16 protein-coding genes and 2 tRNA genes are annotated in these 20,425 nt (G+C 34.1%); 6 read left to right on the top strand and 12 right to left on the bottom strand.

From position 1 onward, the window contains the following. Positions 1-82 precede the first annotated feature (82 nt). From map to ACP7AQ_RS14495, 9 genes are all read right to left on the bottom strand, one after another. Positions 83-901 (bottom strand): type I methionyl aminopeptidase, encoded by an 819-nt coding sequence (gene map / locus ACP7AQ_RS14535; protein ID WP_426095967.1) that lies wholly within the window; start codon positions 899-901, stop codon positions 83-85. A 43-nt stretch (positions 902-944) separates the two neighbouring features. After that, positions 945-2,333, bottom strand: a complete 1,389-nt coding sequence (locus ACP7AQ_RS14530; protein ID WP_426095966.1) for a TolC family protein — start codon at positions 2,331-2,333, stop codon at positions 945-947. After that, positions 2,333-3,679, bottom strand: coding sequence for an HlyD family secretion protein (locus ACP7AQ_RS14525; RefSeq protein ID WP_426064217.1), 1,347 nt, complete (start codon positions 3,677-3,679; stop codon positions 2,333-2,335). The genes ACP7AQ_RS14530 and ACP7AQ_RS14525 overlap by 1 nt, the downstream gene beginning before the upstream one ends. Positions 3,680-3,681: 2 nt before the next feature. Next, complete coding sequence (locus ACP7AQ_RS14520; protein WP_426064216.1) at positions 3,682-5,343, bottom strand: peptidase domain-containing ABC transporter; 1,662 nt, start codon at positions 5,341-5,343, stop codon at positions 3,682-3,684. Between the two features lie 17 nt (positions 5,344-5,360). Next, positions 5,361-6,032, bottom strand: coding sequence for a TetR/AcrR family transcriptional regulator (locus ACP7AQ_RS14515; RefSeq protein ID WP_426064215.1), 672 nt, complete (start codon positions 6,030-6,032; stop codon positions 5,361-5,363). Between the two features lie 357 nt (positions 6,033-6,389). Beyond that, positions 6,390-7,028, bottom strand: coding sequence for a leucine-rich repeat domain-containing protein (locus ACP7AQ_RS14510; RefSeq protein ID WP_426095965.1), 639 nt, complete (start codon positions 7,026-7,028; stop codon positions 6,390-6,392). Positions 7,029-7,254: 226 nt separating this feature from the next. Continuing rightward, positions 7,255-8,772, bottom strand: a complete 1,518-nt coding sequence (gpmI, locus tag ACP7AQ_RS14505; RefSeq protein WP_426095964.1) for a 2,3-bisphosphoglycerate-independent phosphoglycerate mutase — start codon at positions 8,770-8,772, stop codon at positions 7,255-7,257. 140 nt (positions 8,773-8,912) lie between these two features. Further along, positions 8,913-11,318 (bottom strand): DUF5916 domain-containing protein, encoded by a 2,406-nt coding sequence (locus ACP7AQ_RS14500; RefSeq protein ID WP_426095963.1) that lies wholly within the window; start codon positions 11,316-11,318, stop codon positions 8,913-8,915. Positions 11,319-11,461: 143 nt separating this feature from the next. Further along, a complete protein-coding gene (locus ACP7AQ_RS14495) occupies positions 11,462-13,855 on the bottom strand; it encodes a DUF5916 domain-containing protein (RefSeq protein WP_426095962.1) in 2,394 nt (797 codons plus the stop codon). 189 nt (positions 13,856-14,044) lie between these two features. Here ACP7AQ_RS14495 and ACP7AQ_RS14490 point away from each other — a divergent pair, with 189 nt between their 5' ends. Continuing rightward, the gene (locus tag ACP7AQ_RS14490) at positions 14,045-14,785 is read left to right on the top strand and encodes a murein L,D-transpeptidase catalytic domain family protein (RefSeq protein ID WP_426095961.1); all 741 of its coding nucleotides are present in this window, start codon (positions 14,045-14,047) and stop codon (positions 14,783-14,785) included. On the opposite strand, the gene ACP7AQ_RS14485 is transcribed toward ACP7AQ_RS14490, so the two are convergent. Both ACP7AQ_RS14485 and ACP7AQ_RS14480 read right to left on the bottom strand, forming a co-directional pair. Continuing rightward, entirely contained in the window at positions 14,774-16,282 is a 1,509-nt protein-coding gene (locus tag ACP7AQ_RS14485; protein ID WP_426095960.1) for a L,D-transpeptidase family protein, read from the bottom strand. The two genes, ACP7AQ_RS14490 and ACP7AQ_RS14485, sit on opposite strands and share 12 nt — an antisense overlap. Before the next feature lie 328 nt (positions 16,283-16,610). Further along, complete coding sequence (locus ACP7AQ_RS14480; RefSeq protein ID WP_426095959.1) at positions 16,611-16,799, bottom strand: hypothetical protein; 189 nt, start codon at positions 16,797-16,799, stop codon at positions 16,611-16,613. A 172-nt stretch (positions 16,800-16,971) separates the two neighbouring features. Between ACP7AQ_RS14480 and ACP7AQ_RS14475 the strand changes: the two genes are divergently transcribed. Together ACP7AQ_RS14475 and ACP7AQ_RS14470 are read left to right on the top strand one after the other, a co-directional pair. Next, positions 16,972-17,044 (top strand) — tRNA-Gly (locus ACP7AQ_RS14475). A gap of 45 nt (positions 17,045-17,089) precedes the next feature. Next, positions 17,090-17,165: transfer RNA gene (locus tag ACP7AQ_RS14470), tRNA-Gly, on the top strand. A gap of 158 nt (positions 17,166-17,323) precedes the next feature. Here the strand turns inward: ACP7AQ_RS14470 and pepE are convergent. Continuing rightward, positions 17,324-18,031, bottom strand: coding sequence for a dipeptidase PepE (gene pepE, locus ACP7AQ_RS14465; RefSeq protein WP_426095958.1), 708 nt, complete (start codon positions 18,029-18,031; stop codon positions 17,324-17,326). A gap of 145 nt (positions 18,032-18,176) precedes the next feature. Between pepE and ACP7AQ_RS14460 the strand changes: the two genes are divergently transcribed. Genes ACP7AQ_RS14460 through ACP7AQ_RS14450 form a run of 3 tightly spaced genes read left to right on the top strand, consistent with a single transcriptional unit; the run spans position 18,177 to position 20,398 of the window. Further along, entirely contained in the window at positions 18,177-18,932 is a 756-nt protein-coding gene (locus ACP7AQ_RS14460; protein WP_426064206.1) for a hypothetical protein, read from the top strand. Further along, on the top strand, positions 18,922-19,650 hold the full coding sequence (locus tag ACP7AQ_RS14455) for a hypothetical protein (protein WP_426064205.1): 729 nt from the start codon (positions 18,922-18,924) through the stop codon (positions 19,648-19,650). Before ACP7AQ_RS14460 ends, ACP7AQ_RS14455 begins: the two co-directional genes overlap by 11 nt. Continuing rightward, positions 19,637-20,398 (top strand): hypothetical protein, encoded by a 762-nt coding sequence (locus tag ACP7AQ_RS14450; RefSeq protein ID WP_426064204.1) that lies wholly within the window; start codon positions 19,637-19,639, stop codon positions 20,396-20,398. Before ACP7AQ_RS14455 ends, ACP7AQ_RS14450 begins: the two co-directional genes overlap by 14 nt. Positions 20,399-20,425: the final 27 nt, after the last annotated feature.

Raw genomic sequence — 20,425 nt, 5'->3', positions numbered from 1 at the left:
TCAGTTTTAGTACTACAATTTGTATGCAGACTTAAATGATTTAATTACTATTCTAATTTGTGAAAATCTGTGAAATCTGTGTTTATAAAACTAACGGTTCTCTTCTAAACTCATCTTCTTCATTACTTACAATTCCCAACGCTTTATAAACATAAGCAAACGTGGATAAAATTTCCGGTTTTCCATCGATAATAGCAACGTCATGTTCAAAATGGGCACTTGGTTTTCCGTCAGCAGTCGTGATTGTCCAGCCGTCCTTGTGTTGCTTGATGTTTCGGGTTCCCATATTAATCATTGGTTCAATCGCGACAACCATTCCTTCTACAAAAAGTTTTCCTCTGCCTTTTTTGCCATAATTAGGCATTTCAGGATCTTCATGCATTTTTTGGCCCAAGCCGTGACCCACTAATTCACGAACCACACCATAACCATGCGATTCGGTATATTTTTGAATTGCGTTTCCAACATCTTCTACGCGGTTTCCTAATTTGAATTCGCGGATGCCAACGTACAAGCTATCTTTGGTTACCTGCAATAATTTTTTAGTTTCAGGAGAGACTTCACCTATCTCGAAAGAATACGCGTGATCGCCGTGATATCCATTTTTGTATGCGCCACAATCTACTGAAATTACATCACCACTTTTTAAAGGTGTGTTGTTCGGAATCCCATGAACTACTTGCGCATTTGGACTCATGCATAGTGAATTTGGGAAACCATATAATCCAAGAAAACTTGGTTCAGCTCCATGATCACGAATGAATGTTTCGGCTAATTTGTCCAGATATAACGTTGTGACTCCTTCTTTGATTTCAGAAGCAATCATTCCTAATGTTTTGGATACGATCAATGCACTTTCGCGCATTAATTCTATTTCTTCTCGTGATTTTACAATAATCATAATTTCGAATTTTCAGTTTGCAAAAGTACAATTTTATAATTATTTAATCCGGATTGGCCATTATTTTAAAAAGCTCTGAATTTGAAATGTAAAAGCGGTTTTCCAAAGCAATCTTCGAAAGTTGCGCAATTACTAAATTATTCTCACGGGTATTTATTAAAAACAGTGAACTTTCACCAAAAGAAAATAATCTTTCTTCTGAATTTAACATCGTGCGATTATCCTGAACCAAACTTTTTATGAGCTCTTTTTGTCTTAACAAGGATTCAATTTCCATTTTTTGGGCATTGATTTTATTGGTCAACTGTACTTTTTCTAAGTCCAATGTAAATTCGGTTTCCTGTACTTTGTATTTCGCCAATTTCAAACTTCCGCGTTCTTTTCGAAGAAACAAAGGAAAATAAAAATCCAATCCGATTTTATAATCCTCAAATTGATAATTATCAAGATAGCTGGGTTCTGAAATATAGGAGTAACCCACATCAATTTTAGGTAAAAGCATGTTGGCCTTGAGTTTTCTCTCTACATTTAGCATGTCAATCTTGCTTTGCAACGCATTTATTTTTGGATGATTGGTGATGGAGAAATCCGTATTCAGTAAATCATTCGTTTTTAAACTTTCCTGAATCGTGAATTCCAATTGAATTTCGGGAATTAATTCATCGGATAATTCAAGGGGAATGTTGTTTTCCAACCAAAGAAAATTAGCGAGTTCTAATTTGGCTTTAGCCAATTTAAGCTTTGAATCTTCTAAATTTAATATGCGGTTTTTTACAATAATTCCCGCTTCAACACTGTCTATCGCAGGTTTGTCTCCTTGTTTAATTAACGATTGAATTCCTTTCAATCTTATTAGTGCATTTTTGTTATATTCCTCATATAATTGCACTTCATTGAAGTTTTTCTTCCAATTAAAATATGCTAACGAAGCATCATACAACACTACAATAGCCTGCAATTTTCGTTCTGCCTGACTCAACTGAATTTGCATTTTTGCTTTTCGTACATCCGCCATCCTCTGATTGATAAATAAACCTTGTCCAAGCGGAACAGTTACACCCAGCGAAGTTAAGCCTTGATTGGGAAGCGTATTTTGGGGATTCAAATACACACCTTCACTATTATCAAAGCCCGCTTTAATCTCGATTCCATACCAAGTTGGAATTTTGAAACTGCTGTTCAAAATAGAATAATATTCGGTGTCTTTAAATTGTTTTTTGCTGAAATCGACTTCAATTTTTGGATCAAATCCACCGCGAGCCATCATCAAATTAGCTTGTGCTTTATTGATTTCTAAGTTGGCATTCTTCACCAGTGGATGGTATTTTTTTACATAACCCAAAAACTCGGTGTAAGTGAATTCTTTTGAGTTAATATCTTGAGCTGACGCAACGAACCCAAAAAATAAAAACGCTAAAAATAGGTGTTTCATTATTTCTTTTCTTTTGTGGTTTTGGTCGTTGGTTTGTAATAATTTGGAGGGAATCCGTTCAATGTTCTCCAAATTTCAAACCAAACAGGTACATTATGCAGCAAGGCAATAGTTTGCGCTCCTGCTCCTATACTTAATTGTTTCGGCCATTTATCTTCGTTTTTATCGGGAGCAATTAATACCCGGTATTTGCCATTTTCACTGATGAAGTTTTCAATAGCAACAATTTCTCCGCCAAAGGTTCCATAAGACATGTTTGGCCATCCTGAAAATACAATGGTGGGCCATCCATCAAACCAAACCCGTACTTTTTCGCCCTTGCTTAGCAGTGGCAAATCTATTGGGTTTACAAAAGTTTCAACGGCTATGTCATATTGTGAAGGCATTATGGTTGCAATTGGCGTTCCTTCTTTGATAGTTTCTCCTAAACCAGATTGTAAAGCCCTATTAATATATCCATTTTGCGATGCTTTGATGTAGTACATGCCGTTTCGAATGCTGTAATTGGCATATTGATTTTCGAGTTTATTTACCTGTGCATCAGTATCGTACTGACTGCTGAGTGCTGTAAATTTGTCACTATTGGCCTTAGAAACTTTCTCAGCATATTCCGCGCTTAGTCTGTTTATTTCAACTTTCGCATTTATAAGCTCATTTTTACTGGTTAAATATTTATTTTCCTGCGTGATAATTTTAGCTTCCACTTCTTGTAATTTCAGCCTTTTTTCTTCAATATCAGTCAGTGGTTTTAACCCTTCTTTATTCAGCTGCACGGAGCGATTGTATTGCGTATTGGCTATTTTTAATTGGGTTTTCACGGCTACCAAATCCATGCTGTCACTTTCAATTTTTAAGCGAGATTGCTTGATTTTATTTTGTGCTTGTTCCTGTTTCAAGACTTTTTCTCTTTCAATGGCTTCTATTTGACCTGAAAGTGTAGTTACTTTTGAGCTATATGATTGTAATGATTGTTTCTTGGCATCTATTTGATTTTTTGTATTTTGAATTAAATTTGGATCCATGTAATCTTCTTTTATCTCTGAAAGGAATACAATTGTATCGCCTTTCTTGACAAAATCACCTTCTTGAACATACCATTTTTCTAAGCGTCCAGAAATCACACTTTGAATAGATTGCGGTCTTTGGTCGGGTTTTAATGTAGTAACGCTTCCGGATCCAGAAATGTTTTGTGTCCAAGGCAGAAACAATGCTGTTACAGCTATAATTGATACAACTGCGATAATTTTATTTAAAATTTTATAATGGGGCCTGTTTGTCAAGTTTTTTACCGTAGCAAAACGATCTAATGGCTGCAGTTTTGTTCTATTATCAGATATGTTTAGCATGACTAATTATTTTTTAAATCCAGTTGAATAGCTCCATTTTGCATGGTGATAATGCGATTGCATTTGGTTTTCCAATATGGATTTTTTGAGGAAACGATTATCGTCCAGTTGTTTTTATCGGAAGTAAGGAAATCAATAATTTCATTAGCAACTTTAATGTCCATCATGTCCGTTGGGTCTTCATAAAAAAGCACTTTTGGTTTGTGTAATATACTTCTGGCCAGAAGTACTTTTTCAGCGTCAGAAGAAGTTAATTGTTTACCTTCTGGAAAAATGTGAGTATCGAGACCCTTTGAGAGTGTTTTAACGAAGCTGGAAAGTTGGACGCCCTCAATAGCCCACTTTAGATTTTCATTGCTTACGGAGTTGCTATTAAAGGTAATGTTTTCTAATAGTGTTCCTTCGAAAGGTGTTTCACCGTGGATAACACCACCAATTTGTGAACGATATTGTTTCAAGTTAATTTTTCTAAAGGTATCGTCATTTATGTAAAAAGTACCGGATGTAGGTTGTAATAAACCAGATAATATTCGGATTAGCGTTGTTTTTCCAGAACCATTTGGTCCTTCAATTGCTATCTTTTCTCCTTGTTCAATTTTTAAAGACAAATTACTTAATATTTCTTTGTTTGAATGGGGAAATTTAAAAGTAAGATTTTCTATTTCTAATGAAATATTAGCGTAACAAATATCGCTGTCGAATGCTGTTTCTTCATCTAATTCGAGATCAGTTACTTGTCCTATTTTTTCGATAGAAGTTAGGACGTCATAAAATGTTTCCAGTCCAACAATTATTTTTTCGACTGAATTGATGACCAATAAAATAATAATTTCTGCTGCTACAAATTGTCCTATGTTCATTTGCTGTGATAGGACCAAAAAACCACCGATAGATAATAAACTCCCGGTAATCAATATTTTAAAAATAATTAACTGGCTAAATTGCCTTTTGATTACGTTAAAATGTTTTTCTCGATAATTTAAGTAATCACTTACTATATCATTGTTTTTTTGCAAGCCAAAATTGTAGTGAAGATCATTTTTAAAACTGTAATTATTTCGAGCTAATTCTTGTAGCCAACCCGCAACTTTATATTTGAATTTTGATTCTTTTAAGCTAGTTTCCAGTCCTGATCTATAGGAAAATTTGAATATAAAATACAAAAGGAAAAACAGTAAAACACCAAATACAATAAAGTAAGGGTGGTACAAGGATAGTAAAATTACTCCAAAAACAATTTGTAACAACGCCGCTGAAAAATCAGTTAATAGTTTAGAAGTTCCTTTTTGAATGGTCATCGTGTCAAAAAAGCGGTTGGCTAATTCTGGCGGATACGAATTGTACAATTGATCCATTTTTATTTTTGGCAATCGGGCCGCAAATTCAAATGAGGAACGGACGAATATTTTTTGTTGCAAATTTTCGGTAATTCTTAGTTGCATTAAAGATAAAATCCCAACTAATGCCACACCAAAAATTACTAAAATAATTAAAACTATCCAGGAAGCACTTACTCTTCCGGATTGAATAAAGTTGGTGATTGCCTGAATTCCCAGCGGCAAAGACAAGCTAATTAATCCTGCAAAAATGGCGTAAAAAAATATTTGATAGACATCTTTTCTATCTAATGCAAGTAGTTTATAAAAACGATTTAAAGGAGTCATAATAGCTGTGATTTGTTTTATCGTAAGACATTTTTAATAAGATTCAGGTAAAAGTGGGTGGTGGTAACGGATTCATTACAATCGGTTATTGTTTTTAAATGCTCCTTCAGGAAATGTTGGTGTAAGCTACCCTCAACTATTGTTGAAACTAGTGATTTTGCGAAGGGATAACTTGGATTGACCTCGTTTACAATTGCCACAATGCGATTGATTACCCTTTTGTAAATTAAAAAAAAACCCTCCTTGTTTTCCTGATCTATCTCTTTTGTCTGAAATGTTTTCGTGAATTCCGCAATGATAATATTATTTAAAATGGCTTCATTGATATGCTCCGTATCGGTGTCATCTGTAACTTTTTCCGTTACGATGGTTATTGCTTTGTTTAGTTTTTCAAATGGATCTGTTATATTTGTTGTAGCAAAAAGAAGTTTGTATTCCATCCAACTCCAATACCACGAGGATAAATAAATTAACAATTTATGTTTATTTTCGAAATATCGATAGATGGAGCTTTCATTGGAACCAATTTTTTCACCCAATTTTTTGAATGTGAAATTATCAAATCCAATTTCGTCAATTAAAATAATTCCTTGTTCGATGATTTTTTTGCCCAAAGGAGATGTTTCTGGATTCTTAACGTATATTTTTTCGTTGACTTGTATCTTTACGTTAGCTAGTATGGTATTCATAATCGATGATGTTTGTATAATTGTTTCAGCAATGCGGTGTTTAAAAAAACCTTTCGTTAAATAAAATATAATTATGAAGTCTCATACTGTAAAGATTAAAATTAGTGGATTGAAGACTAATAAATTTCTTGTAAAAAGCACCGCAGAAGAAACAAAACGGTTAAAGGTACTACTGCAAAATCAGAATAAAAGTGATCCTTTGAACGTACCTCTTTTGTATCTCTTTAGTTTGCGACTGATAAACAACAACATTAAAATTAAAATGAACGTGATTGGGTTTTATTTTAAAACAAATCAGATACGATAAATAATTAAGTTTTGCTTCTACCAAAAAATTTACTTTTCTTATTTTGTTTTTTACAGTTTGATTCTAAATCCAAAATTCAAATTTTCTTCAGAACGATTTGGAACTATGATTTTGTTATCACGCATATCTAAGAACTGTAAATGCTCTAATTGTTTAATTTCTTTTGGAATCTCATTGAATTGATTGTTATTTAAATATAAAAACTCTAGATTTTTCAAACTACCAATAGTGTTTGGTACACTATTTAAATTGTCATTTTCTAAATGCAATATTCGCAAAGAAGGCATTTTGCTCATTATTTTGATGTTTGCCTCTAAATTTAAATTCTTTTCATCATTTAAAAACAGTTCTTCTAAGCTTCTTAACTTCCAAAAATCTTCTGGTAATACTGAAAAATCATTTCCACTTAATTCTAATATTTTAAGTTTTGATAAAAGGATTATCTCCTTTGGAAGTTCCTTTAAGTGATCGTTTTTCAAACTTAGGTATTCAAGATTAATAAATTTTGACCAACTAATACCGTCTAGTTTTAATGTTTGATTACTCAAGTTCAGTCGAAATACTTTATCCGGATCCTTTAATGCTAGTTCAATATTTGTAAACTCCTTTTTGATATCATTTGAATTAGATATTTGCCCAAAGCTCAAATGGGCAATAAGAATAACGGCGATAGTGTATATAATTTTCATTTTATTGTATTTAGTCGGTTTTTTAATACTATTAAAGCAGTGTTAATAACGATTATTTAAGATTCACTCTATCGCTAGAGTCACGAATCCAGCCTGTTGTTACAAAACCTTCATATTAATTGCGAATATAATAGTAATACTATTGACAATAATGGTATTTAACTTTTATTTATAAAAAAAGCTACTCGTGTTGGGAGTAGCTCTTTGTTAAATATGTATAAATAGGTTACAGTAAAGAATGACAAGTCATTGCTTCGGGTTTTTCTATTCCCATTAATTCCAAGATAGTTGGAGCAATATCACCAAGAACTCCATCATGAATGATCCTTAAATCTTTATCCACTAAAATAATTGGGACAGGATTTGTAGTATGCGCGGTATTTGGACTTCCGTCAGGATTAATCATCGTCTCACAGTTTCCGTGATCGGCAATTACGATGGTTGTATAATTGTGGGCTAATGCTGTCGTGATTACACTTTCTACGCATTTATCAACGGCTTCACATGCTTTTATCGCTGCACTCATAATCCCGGTATGTCCTACCATATCGCCGTTGGCAAAATTCAGACAAACAAAATCCACTTCTTCTTTTTCCAATTCAGGAATCAAAGCAACTGTCAATTCAAAAGCGCTCATTTCAGGCTGCAAATCATAAGTGGCAACCTTTGGAGAGTTTTTCAAAATACGGCTTTCGCCAATAAAAGGCTGTTCTCTTCCACCGGAAAAGAAGAAAGTCACGTGAGGATATTTCTCCGTTTCGGCAATACGAATTTGCTTTTTGTGAGCTTTCTCCAAAACCTCACCAAGCGTTTCCGTAATATTATCTTTATTATAAACGACTTTTACGTTTTTGTACGTTTCGTCATAATTGGTTAGTGTAACATAATACAAATTGAGTTTGTGCATGTTTTGTTCATGACAATCCATTTGAGTCAATACTTCCGTCAATTCTCTTCCTCTGTCCGTTCTAAAATTAAAGAAAATAACCACGTCATCTTCTTCAATTGTGGCTAATGGTCGGTCATATTCATCGACCATAATTATTGGGTGAATGAACTCATCGGTTACATTTACTTCATAACTTTCTTCGATGTTAGCTACTGCATTTCTTGAATGTGTTCCAATTCCGTTTACCAATAAATCGTAGGCGAGTTTTACTCTTTCCCAGCGTCTGTCACGATCCATTGCATAATAACGTCCCACAACCGAAGCCAGTTTTACGGTTGTATTAACGATATAATCCTGTAAATCCTGAATGTAATGTTTGCCGGATTTTGGGTCTACGTCACGACCATCAGTAAATGCGTGAACGAAAACTTTTTGTAATCCGTGTTGTTGCGTCGCGTCAATCAAGCCACGTAAGTGAGAAGTATGAGAGTGTACGCCACCATCTGAAACCAGACCTAAAAAGTGTACTTTTTTATTGTTTATTCGGGCATACGTAAAGGCATCAACTAAAACTTGCTCCTTGGCTAAAGTATCGTGTGCAACAGCAAGATTAATTTTGGCTAAATCCTGATATACAATTCTTCCGGCACCTAGATTCATATGACCTACTTCACTGTTTCCCATCTGGCCGTCAGGAAGTCCAACATTTAAACCATCTGTCCGAAGTTGAGCACTTGGATAATTTCTATAGAGACTATTGATAAATGGGACGTTGGCATTGTCAATTGCTGATACCTTAGGGTCAGGAGATTTTCCCCAACCGTCCAAAATCATAAGAATTACTTTTTTGTTCATTGTACTTTATTTTAAACAAAGGTAAAGTATTTCTAAAAATGTTCGAATGAATGGAAATCACTATTATACATTCAGAGGTGATCCACAACAAAAAATGATTATTTTGTTGCGGAAAGTTATCTTTTTTATAGTTAATGCATTTAGAATTTATTCTTAACCTGATTGTAGTCTATAAAATATCGCACACTTATCGAGAAAACATGACTCAAGGCATCGTTATTCAGTAAATTGGTGATATTTTCAGTAAATTTTTTATTGATGTTTCGGTCAAAACCGCCTGAATTATTTCGATATAAAACTGAAACTTGACTTCCCGGCGCGAACCACCAAGAGTAAGACAAATCAGCATTCCAGGAATAAAAACTCGAGTTTTTGTTGTCTGTGTATCCCGCAAAATCAGCCAGTCTTCCGTTTTGTAATAATGATAAAGCGTTTTTATTTTCGGCATACGACCAGTATTGACGTAAAGCAATATTAAATGTCATTTGACTGTTCAGTGAATACTTCCCGGAAAGCGCATTGGAATACGTAATTACATTTCTATTCGCAAAAATTATAGTATTTGGCGTAGCTGAATTGAGGTCATCATTAATGCTGTCAATGTAGCCTTTATTATTGTTTTGTCTAAAAAAGTTGAAGTTATAGTTCAATGATAATTTATCATTAAAACGATATCTTGGACCCACAGAAAAACCATAGGAATTTCTTCCAGCCTCATCAAAAACAGCGTAAGATGGATTAAAATCAAAAGCGAAACTATTGTTGTAATTGGTTGAAATGTATATAAATCCGCCAATCTTTGTAGGTTTTATAACGTATCTGTCAGTGGTTCTCGGTTCATAATAATCATAAGTTTCGATAGGGTTAACATCAAATCCTATTCCTAAATAATGATTTTTTTTAGTATTCGAATTAATCTGGAAGTTGATATTGCCGGACTGTAACTTACCGGTTTCTTTTTGAAATTGCGAATACGTGTTTATTCGGGCATTAAAGGAGTTAAAATACTTCGTTGGATTAAGGATTCGATAACTGCCGTTACCATATAGACTGTAATAGTTAGTCTCAAAGTTGATTCCTAAATCATTGTTGTCAAACTCTTTAGTTGTGATGTCAGCTCCCACGCCATAACGGAATTTGCCACTGGTTTCGGAGAAATTCAATTGGGAATTAATTCCTTTTTTATCTTCTGCACGATTGATGTAACTGTATTTGAAATCACCCGAAAGGTTGTAGGTGTTTTTCTTGGTATTCAAATCCCAGACTAATGCCGTCACATTTCCATCTCTAAAACTCCCGTTTCTGGTAACATTTGTGTTCACAAATGCAACGGAGGAATTTTTGCGAAAGCGCTGGTCTAATACCAAAACATTGTAATTAGCAAGTGGTTCTATTTCATTTCTGATTTCGCCGCTTTCACCGTTGTATATAGACGTGGGTGTTTTTTTCGTGACAGCGTTTAAAATCCCTACTCCTAATCCATCTTTAGTTCTGCCCGAAATTTTAAATGCATTGATAAGACTAACATTTGGCGTCTCTGTAAATGATTCATTTTCATTTAACTTGTATGTTGGAACGCCCCCAATTCGTCTTGAATAAACTAAATTCCCTTTACTGAACAAATCAGTTCCTTCCGTGAAAAAAGGTCTGTTTTCATTAAATTGTTGTTCAAATGGACCTAAATTCAGGATTTGATCATCGTATTTTGTTTGTCCAAAATCAGGAATTAAAATCATATCCAGAGTAAAAGCGTCATTTATTCCATACTTTAAATCCAGTCCGCCTTTAAGCGTTCCGTATGTTTTTTGTCTCGCGTCAGCATTTACATAAAAAGAAGAATATGGTAAAAGAAAAAGTCGGGTAGGTGGTTTTATGTTTTCAATTCCTTCCAAAACTCCGGTTTGTTGGGTGAAAGTTCCTAGTTTAGAATCAATGAAATTCCAAGTGTATTTGTGACGGTCTCGTCTTATTTCTCTGAAAAAATTAAGTCCCCAAGTTTGTTTGTTTTCTCCGGAGAAACGCAGTGCAGCATACGGAATCCGCATTTCTACCACCCAACCTTTATCCGTAATAACAGCTTTGCTTTTCCAAACTGCGTCCCAAGAATAATCCTCGCCATTAGTATCAGTAGTGATACAATCGGCTTGACCGTCAGCAGCATTTACAAAAAACTGAAAATCTTGCTGTCCGTCATTGAACCCATTAATAAAAACACCAAAAACGTCTGAAGTACCAAAATTATCCCGTTGCGTAATTTCTCTTAAGATTTTTTTAGGATTGTCATCGAGCATCAGCGCTCCGATGTAGATCGCGTCATTATCGTATAATACCCTAATTTCAGTTTTCTTATTTTCAGGAATTGTTTTGCCGTTATCAGGTTCAAACATAATGAAATCTGAAGCTACTGCCGCAGATTGCCAAATCGTTTCATCTAAGTTTCCATCAACTTCAATTTTTTCTGAAATGAATTTGGTTTGTAATGTTTTTTTTTGGCTGTAACCAATAAAAGATAGTAATAAACAACAAAAGAGGAAGTGATTTTTCATGAAACGATTGATTGATTGATTGGTGATTGATGCTAAATTATAAAAACCAAAATAGTTTCACAGGCAGCAATCACCAATCCACTGAATAGTTTGAATGAATAGACTCCATTTTCAATGATATGTTACAGTTTGATTTAAAAAAATTAAAATTTATTTTTTACTGAATTGTAATCAATAAAATAGCGAATGCTTACAGAAAGCACGTTAGTAAGGTCACTATTGAAGATGTTTTTAAGATTTTTGGACAAATCTTTTTCTACTACGCTGGCTCTTTCTAAACCATAATTACGGTACAAAATAGATATTTCGCTTCCGGGAGCAAACCACCATGAATACGATAAATCGAAGTTCCAGGAATTAAAATTCCTATCTTTATTTTGTGCGTAAGTGCTGTTTGGGGTCAGATAACCGCTGTCTTGTAAAGTGAAAAACTCATGGTTTTTAGAATATGACCAATAATACCGTGCGGTTAGATTGATGGTCATTTTGTTGTTTAGAGCATATTTTCCAGTAAAATCATGCTGAGCAGTTTCTCTGGTACGTTCGGCAAAAAAGATTCCATTTTTGTCAGTATCAACCCAGCCACGATCGTTAGTTTTGTTAAAATATTCCAATACATAAGTAAGAGAAAATCTATCATTAAATCTGTATTTTGGACTTATGTACAACCCATAAACGTTTCTGTCTTTCTCATTAGATATTGTTACTGACGGTTGCAGAACGATGGTGAACGGATTATTGTCATTGGAAGTGAAATTTACAACTGCAAAAACTTTTTGTGGCAAAAACACATATTTACCATATTCACGGGGTTCGTAAAAATCATATGTTTTGAATGGTGAAAATTCAACAACAAACTCTAAAGCGTCGTTACTTAATGTTCTTGCTTTAATTTCTGTCCCAAAAGCTCCGGTTTGTAATTTTCCAGAGGTGTTGTCCATTTCAAAATTAATATATTGATTGATCCTGAAAGTATTAAAAAGTTTCGTTGGATTTACAATTCTGTAGCTTCCATTGGCGTAAGCATTATGATAATTGGAATAAAAATTGATTCCCAAATCATTAATATCATAATTTTCTGAAACATATTTTCCGGAAAACCCATAACGATATTTCCCACTCGTTTTTGCAAAACCTATTTCGGTTTTAAAACCATCGTAATCTTCAATTGCGTTGATAACGCTGTATTTGAAATCTCCATACAAATTATAGGTATTTTGTTTTGTGTTTAAATCAAATAACAAAGCAGAGGAATTTGCATCTCTGAAATCGCCATTTCGGGTGGTATTTGCATTTACAAAAGAAACAGATGAGTTTTGGTTGAAACGCTGATCCAAAACAAACATATTATAATTAGTCAATGGTTCAATTACTTCTTTTCTAATTTCTCCTGTGTCATTATTTTTTATAGTAGCCTTTGTTTTTTCAGTAACGGCATTCAGGAATCCAATTCCTAATCCTTTCTCAGTACGACCTGATATTTTTATGGCATTCAGTAAATCTACGGTACTTGGATAATTAATGGTTTCTTCTTCATTGGCAAGGAGTAATTCAGTAGTGGAACCGCCACCAATTCTTCGAGAATAAAACAATCCTCCTTTGCTAAATAAATCAGTTCCTTCAGTAAAAAAAGGTCTGTTTTCTTCTAATTGTTGCTCGAAAGGTTCTAAATATAATATTGCATTATCAAATTTTGTCTGTCCAAAATCAGGAACCAAAATTGCATCTAATGTAAAGGAATCGTTGATGCCGTATTTTATGTCCAACCCAGCTTTTAAAGTAATACCTGAACCAATATCACTTTGTTGGTAATAAGCAGAGGAATACGGAATCAAGAAAAGTCGAGTGGGAGTTTGTATATTTTTAATTCCTTGAAGAATTCCTGCTTGTGGAATTACGGCCCCAATTTTAGTGTCAATCCTGTTCCACGTATATTTTTGCACATCCCGCTTAATTTCGCGCATAAAGTTTAATCCCCAATTTTGTTTGTCAGCTTTTGAAAAACGTAAAGCAGCGTAAGGAATTTTCATTTCCACAACCCAACCCAATTCGGTGATCGCAACTTCACTATCCCAAATGGCATCCCAAGCAAAATCTTCATAATCCTCGGTCGCTAAACAATCCATTTGTACACCTGCAGCACTCACGAAAAATCTAAAATCCTGTTGGCCATCATTAAAACCATTGATGTAAACGGAGAAATGATCCGAAACCCCAAAAACATCTCTGTTGGTTATTTCTTTCTGAATTTTGCCGGGTTCGTTATCATACAGTATTGCCGATATGTAAATAGCATCGTTGTCATAGAGCACTTTTACTTCTGTTTTTTTATCATTGTTTATGGGTTTTCCATTATCAGGTTCAAACATAATAAAATCGGAGGCTATTGAAGCCGATTCCCAGATTTGCTCATTGATCTTTCCGTCGATTGTAATGTTTTCTGTGATGGATTTTGCTTGAAGTGTCTTTTTTTGACCAAAGGTGTTAATACTGCAAATAATTAAAAAAAGTAATGATAAATAAATACGTTTTGCCATGAATTATTGTTGTATGTGGGCAAAAATAACAAAAATAGTAGATAATGTATTTTTATTTTCTTGCGTTTAAACAATTTTTTTCACTATATTTTGTTATATTAAGATTAAAGTTTTTATAATTTTTGTTTTTACGGTGCTATTATGTGTAGGTTTGCCACCGAGAAATAAAGTTTAACTTAAAAAGAATCAATGATATATAAAATATTTCCTGCTGTTTTGTTTTTGCTGTTTTCATTTTCTACTAGCAAACCAAATTCTTCTGAACCAAAAAACAGTAAATCTGCAACACACGCAGAAGTAATTACTTCTGGAAAATTAATGGCCTCAAGTATAGACACGAAGGTTGAAATGGTTTACAGCAGCTTACATTCCGACAAATTTGCGTTACCAAAACTAGAAAGTTTTGCTGTTGCCTTGAAAGGATATTATTCTTTGAAAGAAAAAGGATTGATTAAGAAAGACATTTTAACTTTGGTCGATTTTAGTTTATCATCCAATACCAAAAGACTTTGGGTAATTGATTTAACTACCGGAAATGTATTGTTTCATTCTCTTGTTGCTCATGGAAGAAATACAGGCGAAGAATTCGCTAATAATTTTTCAAATGCAGCTGAATCTTTTAAAAGCAGTTTAGGATTTTATGCTACAGGTGAAATTTACAATGGCAAACACGGCACATCACTTCGTTTAGACGGTTTAGAAAAAGGAGTAAATGACAATGCAAGAGCAAGAGGTGTAGTAATGCACGCGGCTGATTATGTTTCTAATTCGTTTATCAAAAATAACCACAGATTAGGAAGAAGCCAAGGCTGTCCTGCTGTTCCTACTGAATTATCCAAAGAGATTATCAGCGTTATAAAAGACAAATCATGTTTCTTTATTTATCATCCATCAAGAGTTTCTAATTTTGGAGCAAAATCAATTTCGTAATTTATCGTACAAAGCACCATCAAGATTGTAAATGTCATCTCTAAAAATTAATTTATTGTTTTCGCTCCAAGCTGTCCAATACAACAAGTGAAATGCGATTTCTTTTTTGATGTTAACAAATTTTGTTCTCTCGTTTTGTAACGTCTCTGTAATTTTTGCCAAATTCCAATTGACTTCGTCATCTAATATATATTCTGTTAATTCTAATGGATTGTCTACTCTAACGCAGCCAGAACTTAATGAACGGTCTATTTTGTCAAAATAATCCCTGTGATTCGTATCGTGCAAATAAACCGAAAAACGATTTGGAAAAATAATTTTTACCATGCCCAACGAATTGAAAGTACCCGGGCTTTGCACGTAGCGATACGTTTTAGCCTGAGACAGTTGCCATTCATAAGGACTTACAATTCTTCCATTACTATCGTAAACTTTAATATTTGATTGAGTCAAGTAGCTTCGGCTTTTTAGAATAGCAGGAATTACATCTTCTCTCAGGATGGTTGGCGGAACCGTCCAAGTTGGGTTAAAAACGACTTGTGTCAATTTAGAACTCAATATCGGTGTTTTTCTTTTTGCTCTTCCCACGATGACTCTGTGCGTTCTCAACGTATCGTTGTTGTTAACCAGTGTCAACTTGTAATCAGGAATATTAATGATTAAGTATTCCTTTCCCATTTGTTTTGGATACCATTTCCAGCGTTCAAGATTTACGAGAATTTGTTGTATTCGTTGGTTTTTAGAAAAATTGAGAGATGCAATTGTTCCTGCTCCAATTTTTGCATCTGCGGCTAAACCGTGCCGACTTTGAAATTTTTTTAAGGCATTCACCGTTTCTTCATCGTAAATCGGGGAAAGGCTGTCTTTAGGTTGCAATTCTTTCCAATAAATTAATCTCTTTTTGATGGCAATTAGGGAAGGATTGGTGTCATTAGGCGTTATTATTTTTGTAAATTTTATCGGCTTGAAATCATCTTTTGGAAAAGTATTAATTTGTCGAAGTGCTTTTTTTAATCTTTTGTAAACAATATGACTGGGTTTCAGTTGTTGTATTTTATAAGCCAAAGAATCGGTTTGAAGTAATAGGGCAACAGTTGCGTTTAAGTCAATATAGTTTTCTTTCAAATCCCAGTTTTTGTATAATTTTCGGGGATTTAGTCTTCCATTAGTAAGATGTGAGATGTATTTTTGCAAACAGGAGGTCAATAAAATGTCATATTTTACAATGTCTAAAGAGTCTAAAGTTGTTGCTCTTTTTTCAAAATTATATAATGTTTTTAAGTTGTAATCCTCCGGATTGAGTCCCTCTTCACTTGATTTGAGAAGCTCGGCTAAAACTATTTTCCTCTTTTTTTCTGATTGCCAAACCGTTCTGTAATTTGTGGAGCTATAAAAATCCTTTAGCACTTTGTTGTGCGACGAAATTACAACAGCAGAATCAATGTTAGTTGGTTTTCCTTCCGGTTGCACACGAGGTTTTACAGTCTCTTTTTCCAAGATTAGCTCACTTTTTAGTGCTTCTTTCTTGCAGCTAATAAAGGTACACAGTAACACAATCAGAAATAAATTATTCATCATTTATAGCTTTAAACGTGACAATATGTTTCTCGACTCCTTGTATTTCAAAAGGCAGTCCTTTTGTTTGGTATTCCATTTTTGTATGAAAATAAATGGATTCCTTTGTGATATTGAGCCAGATTAAATCTGGTTTTTGTTTACTGTATTATTTTTCAGCATGAATAATCAGTTTTTCGCCCAAACCTTTTTTTTAATGCTGTTTCAAAACGGATATTCCATGAATTTGCAATTGTTTTTTGAATGTAAACTAATCATTTTTTGCTTCAAATAAGGAAATCACTTCCAAGAGATTGTCGGAGTCATACAGTCCAGAATGAACAGTAATTTCTAAAGTATCGCTATCAAAATGACAACTTTCTATGGGTTTTTCAGCCCGAAGGACAGCATGTCGTACCGCAGATGTCTTCAAAGCAATTATTTGTTCGATGTTTTTCACTGTTTTGTAAAAATATTTTTTGGGTATTATAAAGGTATAATATTTTCATATTAAATTCTTTATGATTTGTATCTCCTTAAATAAAAGAAACTCTGGGAGTGTGTTTGCGACTTTTTAAGAAAAAAACTTGCATTGAAGCAAACTTATTAATTATATTTGCACCGTTGTTAATGCGAAAGTAGCTCAGTTGGTAGAGCTCCAGCCTTCCAAGCTGGTTGTCGCGAGTTCGAGCCTCGTCTTTCGCTCTAAGTTTCAAGTTTTATTTTGAAATTTTATTTTATTGTTATAATGCGAAAGTAGCTCAGTTGGTAGAGCTCCAGCCTTCCAAGCTGGTTGTCGCGAGTTCGAGCCTCGTCTTTCGCTCCAGAAACCTCAAACTTTTGTTTGAGGTTTTTTATTTTAAGGTTGTGCGAGTCCCGAAGATTTGAAATATCCGCTTAAGAGATTGATATGGGAAGTCTCGGCTTTAACTCTTCATAGCCGAAACTTTATTGTTTCGGCTTTTTTTATTTAATTTTTCAACATTACTTTATAAAGTTCAAATCAGTTCCCGTTTCTAATTCTTCAATTTCTTGATTTTGTCTAAAGAGTCTGGCAGTAAGATTGCCTTTCAAAATGATTTTATCTCCTTTTACGTCAAGCCAACTGCCTTCTCTCAAACCTAAAACCGGAACAGTATTAAAAGCATGGTATTCCATAATTCGGGTTTCTCTGGTTTCGCCCATGTGTTTGAAACTGGTGTCGGGGTCTAAATAATGAGGATTTAAATTAAAAGGAATTAATCCCAGAGTTTTAAAACTTGGCGGATAAACAATGGGCATGTCGTTAGTAGTTTGCATTGTAAGTCCACAAATATTGCTTCCTGCGCTTGTTCCTAAATAAGGAGTGCCGTTTTTCACAACTTCCGAAAGGATTTCCATAACATTGTTCTTATGTAATTGAGATACGAGTACAAATGTGTTTCCGCCGCCCGTGAAAATTCCTTCTGCATTTTTTATTACTTGTACGGCATCCTCAAATTCATGAATTCCGATTACTTTTTTATTTATTTTGGCGAAAGCTAAGCTTACCATTGTGGTATATTCCTCATGCGAAATACCGCCAGGTCTAGCGTAAGGAATAAAAAGAATCGTATTGCAGTTTTGAAAATGCAATTGCAATTCCGGTAATAAATACTCCAGATAATTCTCGTTTGCAAGCGTAGAGGTACTTGCGATTAGTATATTTTTCATTTTTGGTGGATAATTTGTGCAAAGGTATTAAATCGGTCTTTTTTATTTCAAATTTTTAATTAACATTTTTTTACCAACCCATTAATAATTAATTTGGAATGCATTAAGATACTTTTACGAGGTGTCAATAATGACTGTTTGCTTGATGATTAGAATTGTGTATTTATTTTTGGCTTTTGCTGCTACGAACGTTCTGTCGCAAGAGGCGCCCCGAACGCAATTATACGGAAAAGTGACTGCTGAAGTTTCGGTTTTGGAAGGTATTTATGTCATAAATAAAAAAACACAGAAGGCTTCTGTTACAAATCAAGAAGGTAATTTCTCCATTCAGGCAGCGGTGGGTGATACGTTACTGTTTTCGGCATCGCAATTCAAGGAAACTAAGTTACTTTTGACCCACGACCATTTTGCTAAAGGAATTCTTAATGTGAAAGTGACGCCTTTGATGAATCAATTGCGTGAGGTGATTGTCCGAAATGGGATTAACGCTGTTTCATTAGGAATTGTTCCCAAAGGACAAAAAATATATACTCCAGCAGAACGAAAGTTGTATACTGCCACTCATCTCAATGCGAGTGCTAATATGGGAAGCATGATGGGAGGATCTATTTCCGCAGATCCATTATTGAATTGGTTTTCGGGAAGAACGAAAATGTTGAAAAAAGAACTTGAAGTCGAGAAGAAAGAATCCTATTTGAGACAATTAGAGAATCTGTTTGCCACGGATTATTTTGTGAGTACATTAAAAATACCGGCGGAGTATGTCAAAGGATTTCAATACTATAGCATCGAAAATGAACGCTTTGTCACTGTTTTAAAATCTAAAAACGTTACAATGACTACTTTTTTGATAGGAGAATTAGCAACAAAGTATAAAGAAATAATTGCCAGTGAAAATTAAATATACGCTACAGTTTATAATCCTTTTATTGGTTCAAGTTACTTTTGGGCAGACCAATATCATAAAGGAAATTCGGGGAAAAATCACCGCAGATTCTGTTGCAGTGGATCGCATTACTATTGTAAATGTGTCAACAGAAAAAGCAACGGTTTCAGATGTTAATGGCTTTTTTACAATTCCCGTAAAAGAAGGCGATGTTCTGGTTTTCACAGCCGTTAATTTAGAAGGTCTTCGCAGGAAAATTAACAAACAGGATATGCTGCAGGAAGTTATTTCGGTTTTGATGATTCCTAAAAGCATTGTTTTGAAAGAGGTTGTGGTCAATGAATCTGCTATTTCGGCCGAGAGTTTAGGCATTATTCCCTATGGTCAAAAAAAATACAGCGCTGCTGAAAGAAAATTATACACGGCAACTTCCGGTGGAGGAATCGATGGATTGCTGAACACTATTTCAGGACGAAAAGCCATGCTGAAAAAAGAAATTATAATTGAGAAGAAAGAACAGTTATTGGCGAGAATTGATGTACTTTTTGAAGATAAATATTATACGGAAACATTAAGAATACCGGAGGATTATATCAAAGGGTTCCAGTATTATTGTGTGGATGATGCTGCTTTTGCAAACGCACTACGAGATAAAAACAAGACACTGGTTATGTATTTAATTGTCAAACTTGCAGAAAATTATAACGAAATAATAGTCCTTGAAAATAATTAGCATTTTAACGGGAATGTTGTTAGTACTGTGCCAGATTTCTTTTGGACAAATTCTCGATGAAAAGCTGCTGCAAGGAAAAATCAGCGTAGATTCTGTTGGCGCAAATGGAATAAATATCTTAAATTTAACAAACGGAAAAACAACGCAAACAAATAGTTCTGGTGAGTTTTTTATTTTGGCGAAAGCCAATGACATATTGGTCTTCACTGCTGTAAATCTTAAAAAGTATAGGGAAACAATCAGCTTTAGTGATTTTGAACTTGGGAAGCTTTCAATTATTCTGGAGCCCAAAATTACAGAATTGAAGGAGGTAATTGTAAATAAAAATGAAATTAACGCGCTTTCATTGGGTGTTGTAACTAGAGATGCGGTGAAATATAGTCCTGCAGAACGAAGGTTAAGAACCGCTGGAGATTTCAAACCGATAGAATTATTGCAGCTTCTGGGTGGTTCGATGCCACTGGATCCTTTAATACACAAGATCAATGGAAGAACGAAACGGCTTAAGAAATTAGTTATTTTGGAGAAAAAAGAAAACTTTATTAAATTGATTTCTGAATTGTACAGTCAAGAATTTTTTACGGTTCAACTTGGAATTGCAAATGATTACGTAAATGGGTTTAAATATTTCATAGTGGAAAATGAAAATTTTTTGAAAGTTTTAGAATCCGAAAATGAAGAAAGAACCTCGTTTTTTATGGTAACTTTGGCGCAAGAATACAAAGACATACTAAACAATGAAAATTGACTGGAATATAAAATACAAAACTTAAAA

This window comes from Flavobacterium sp. DSR2-3-3, assembly GCF_049896585.1.
Classification (GTDB): Bacteria; Bacteroidota; Bacteroidia; order Flavobacteriales; family Flavobacteriaceae; genus Flavobacterium.
The sequence above is the reverse complement of the archived record's forward strand: the minus strand, read 5'-3'. Positions and strand labels throughout refer to the sequence as shown.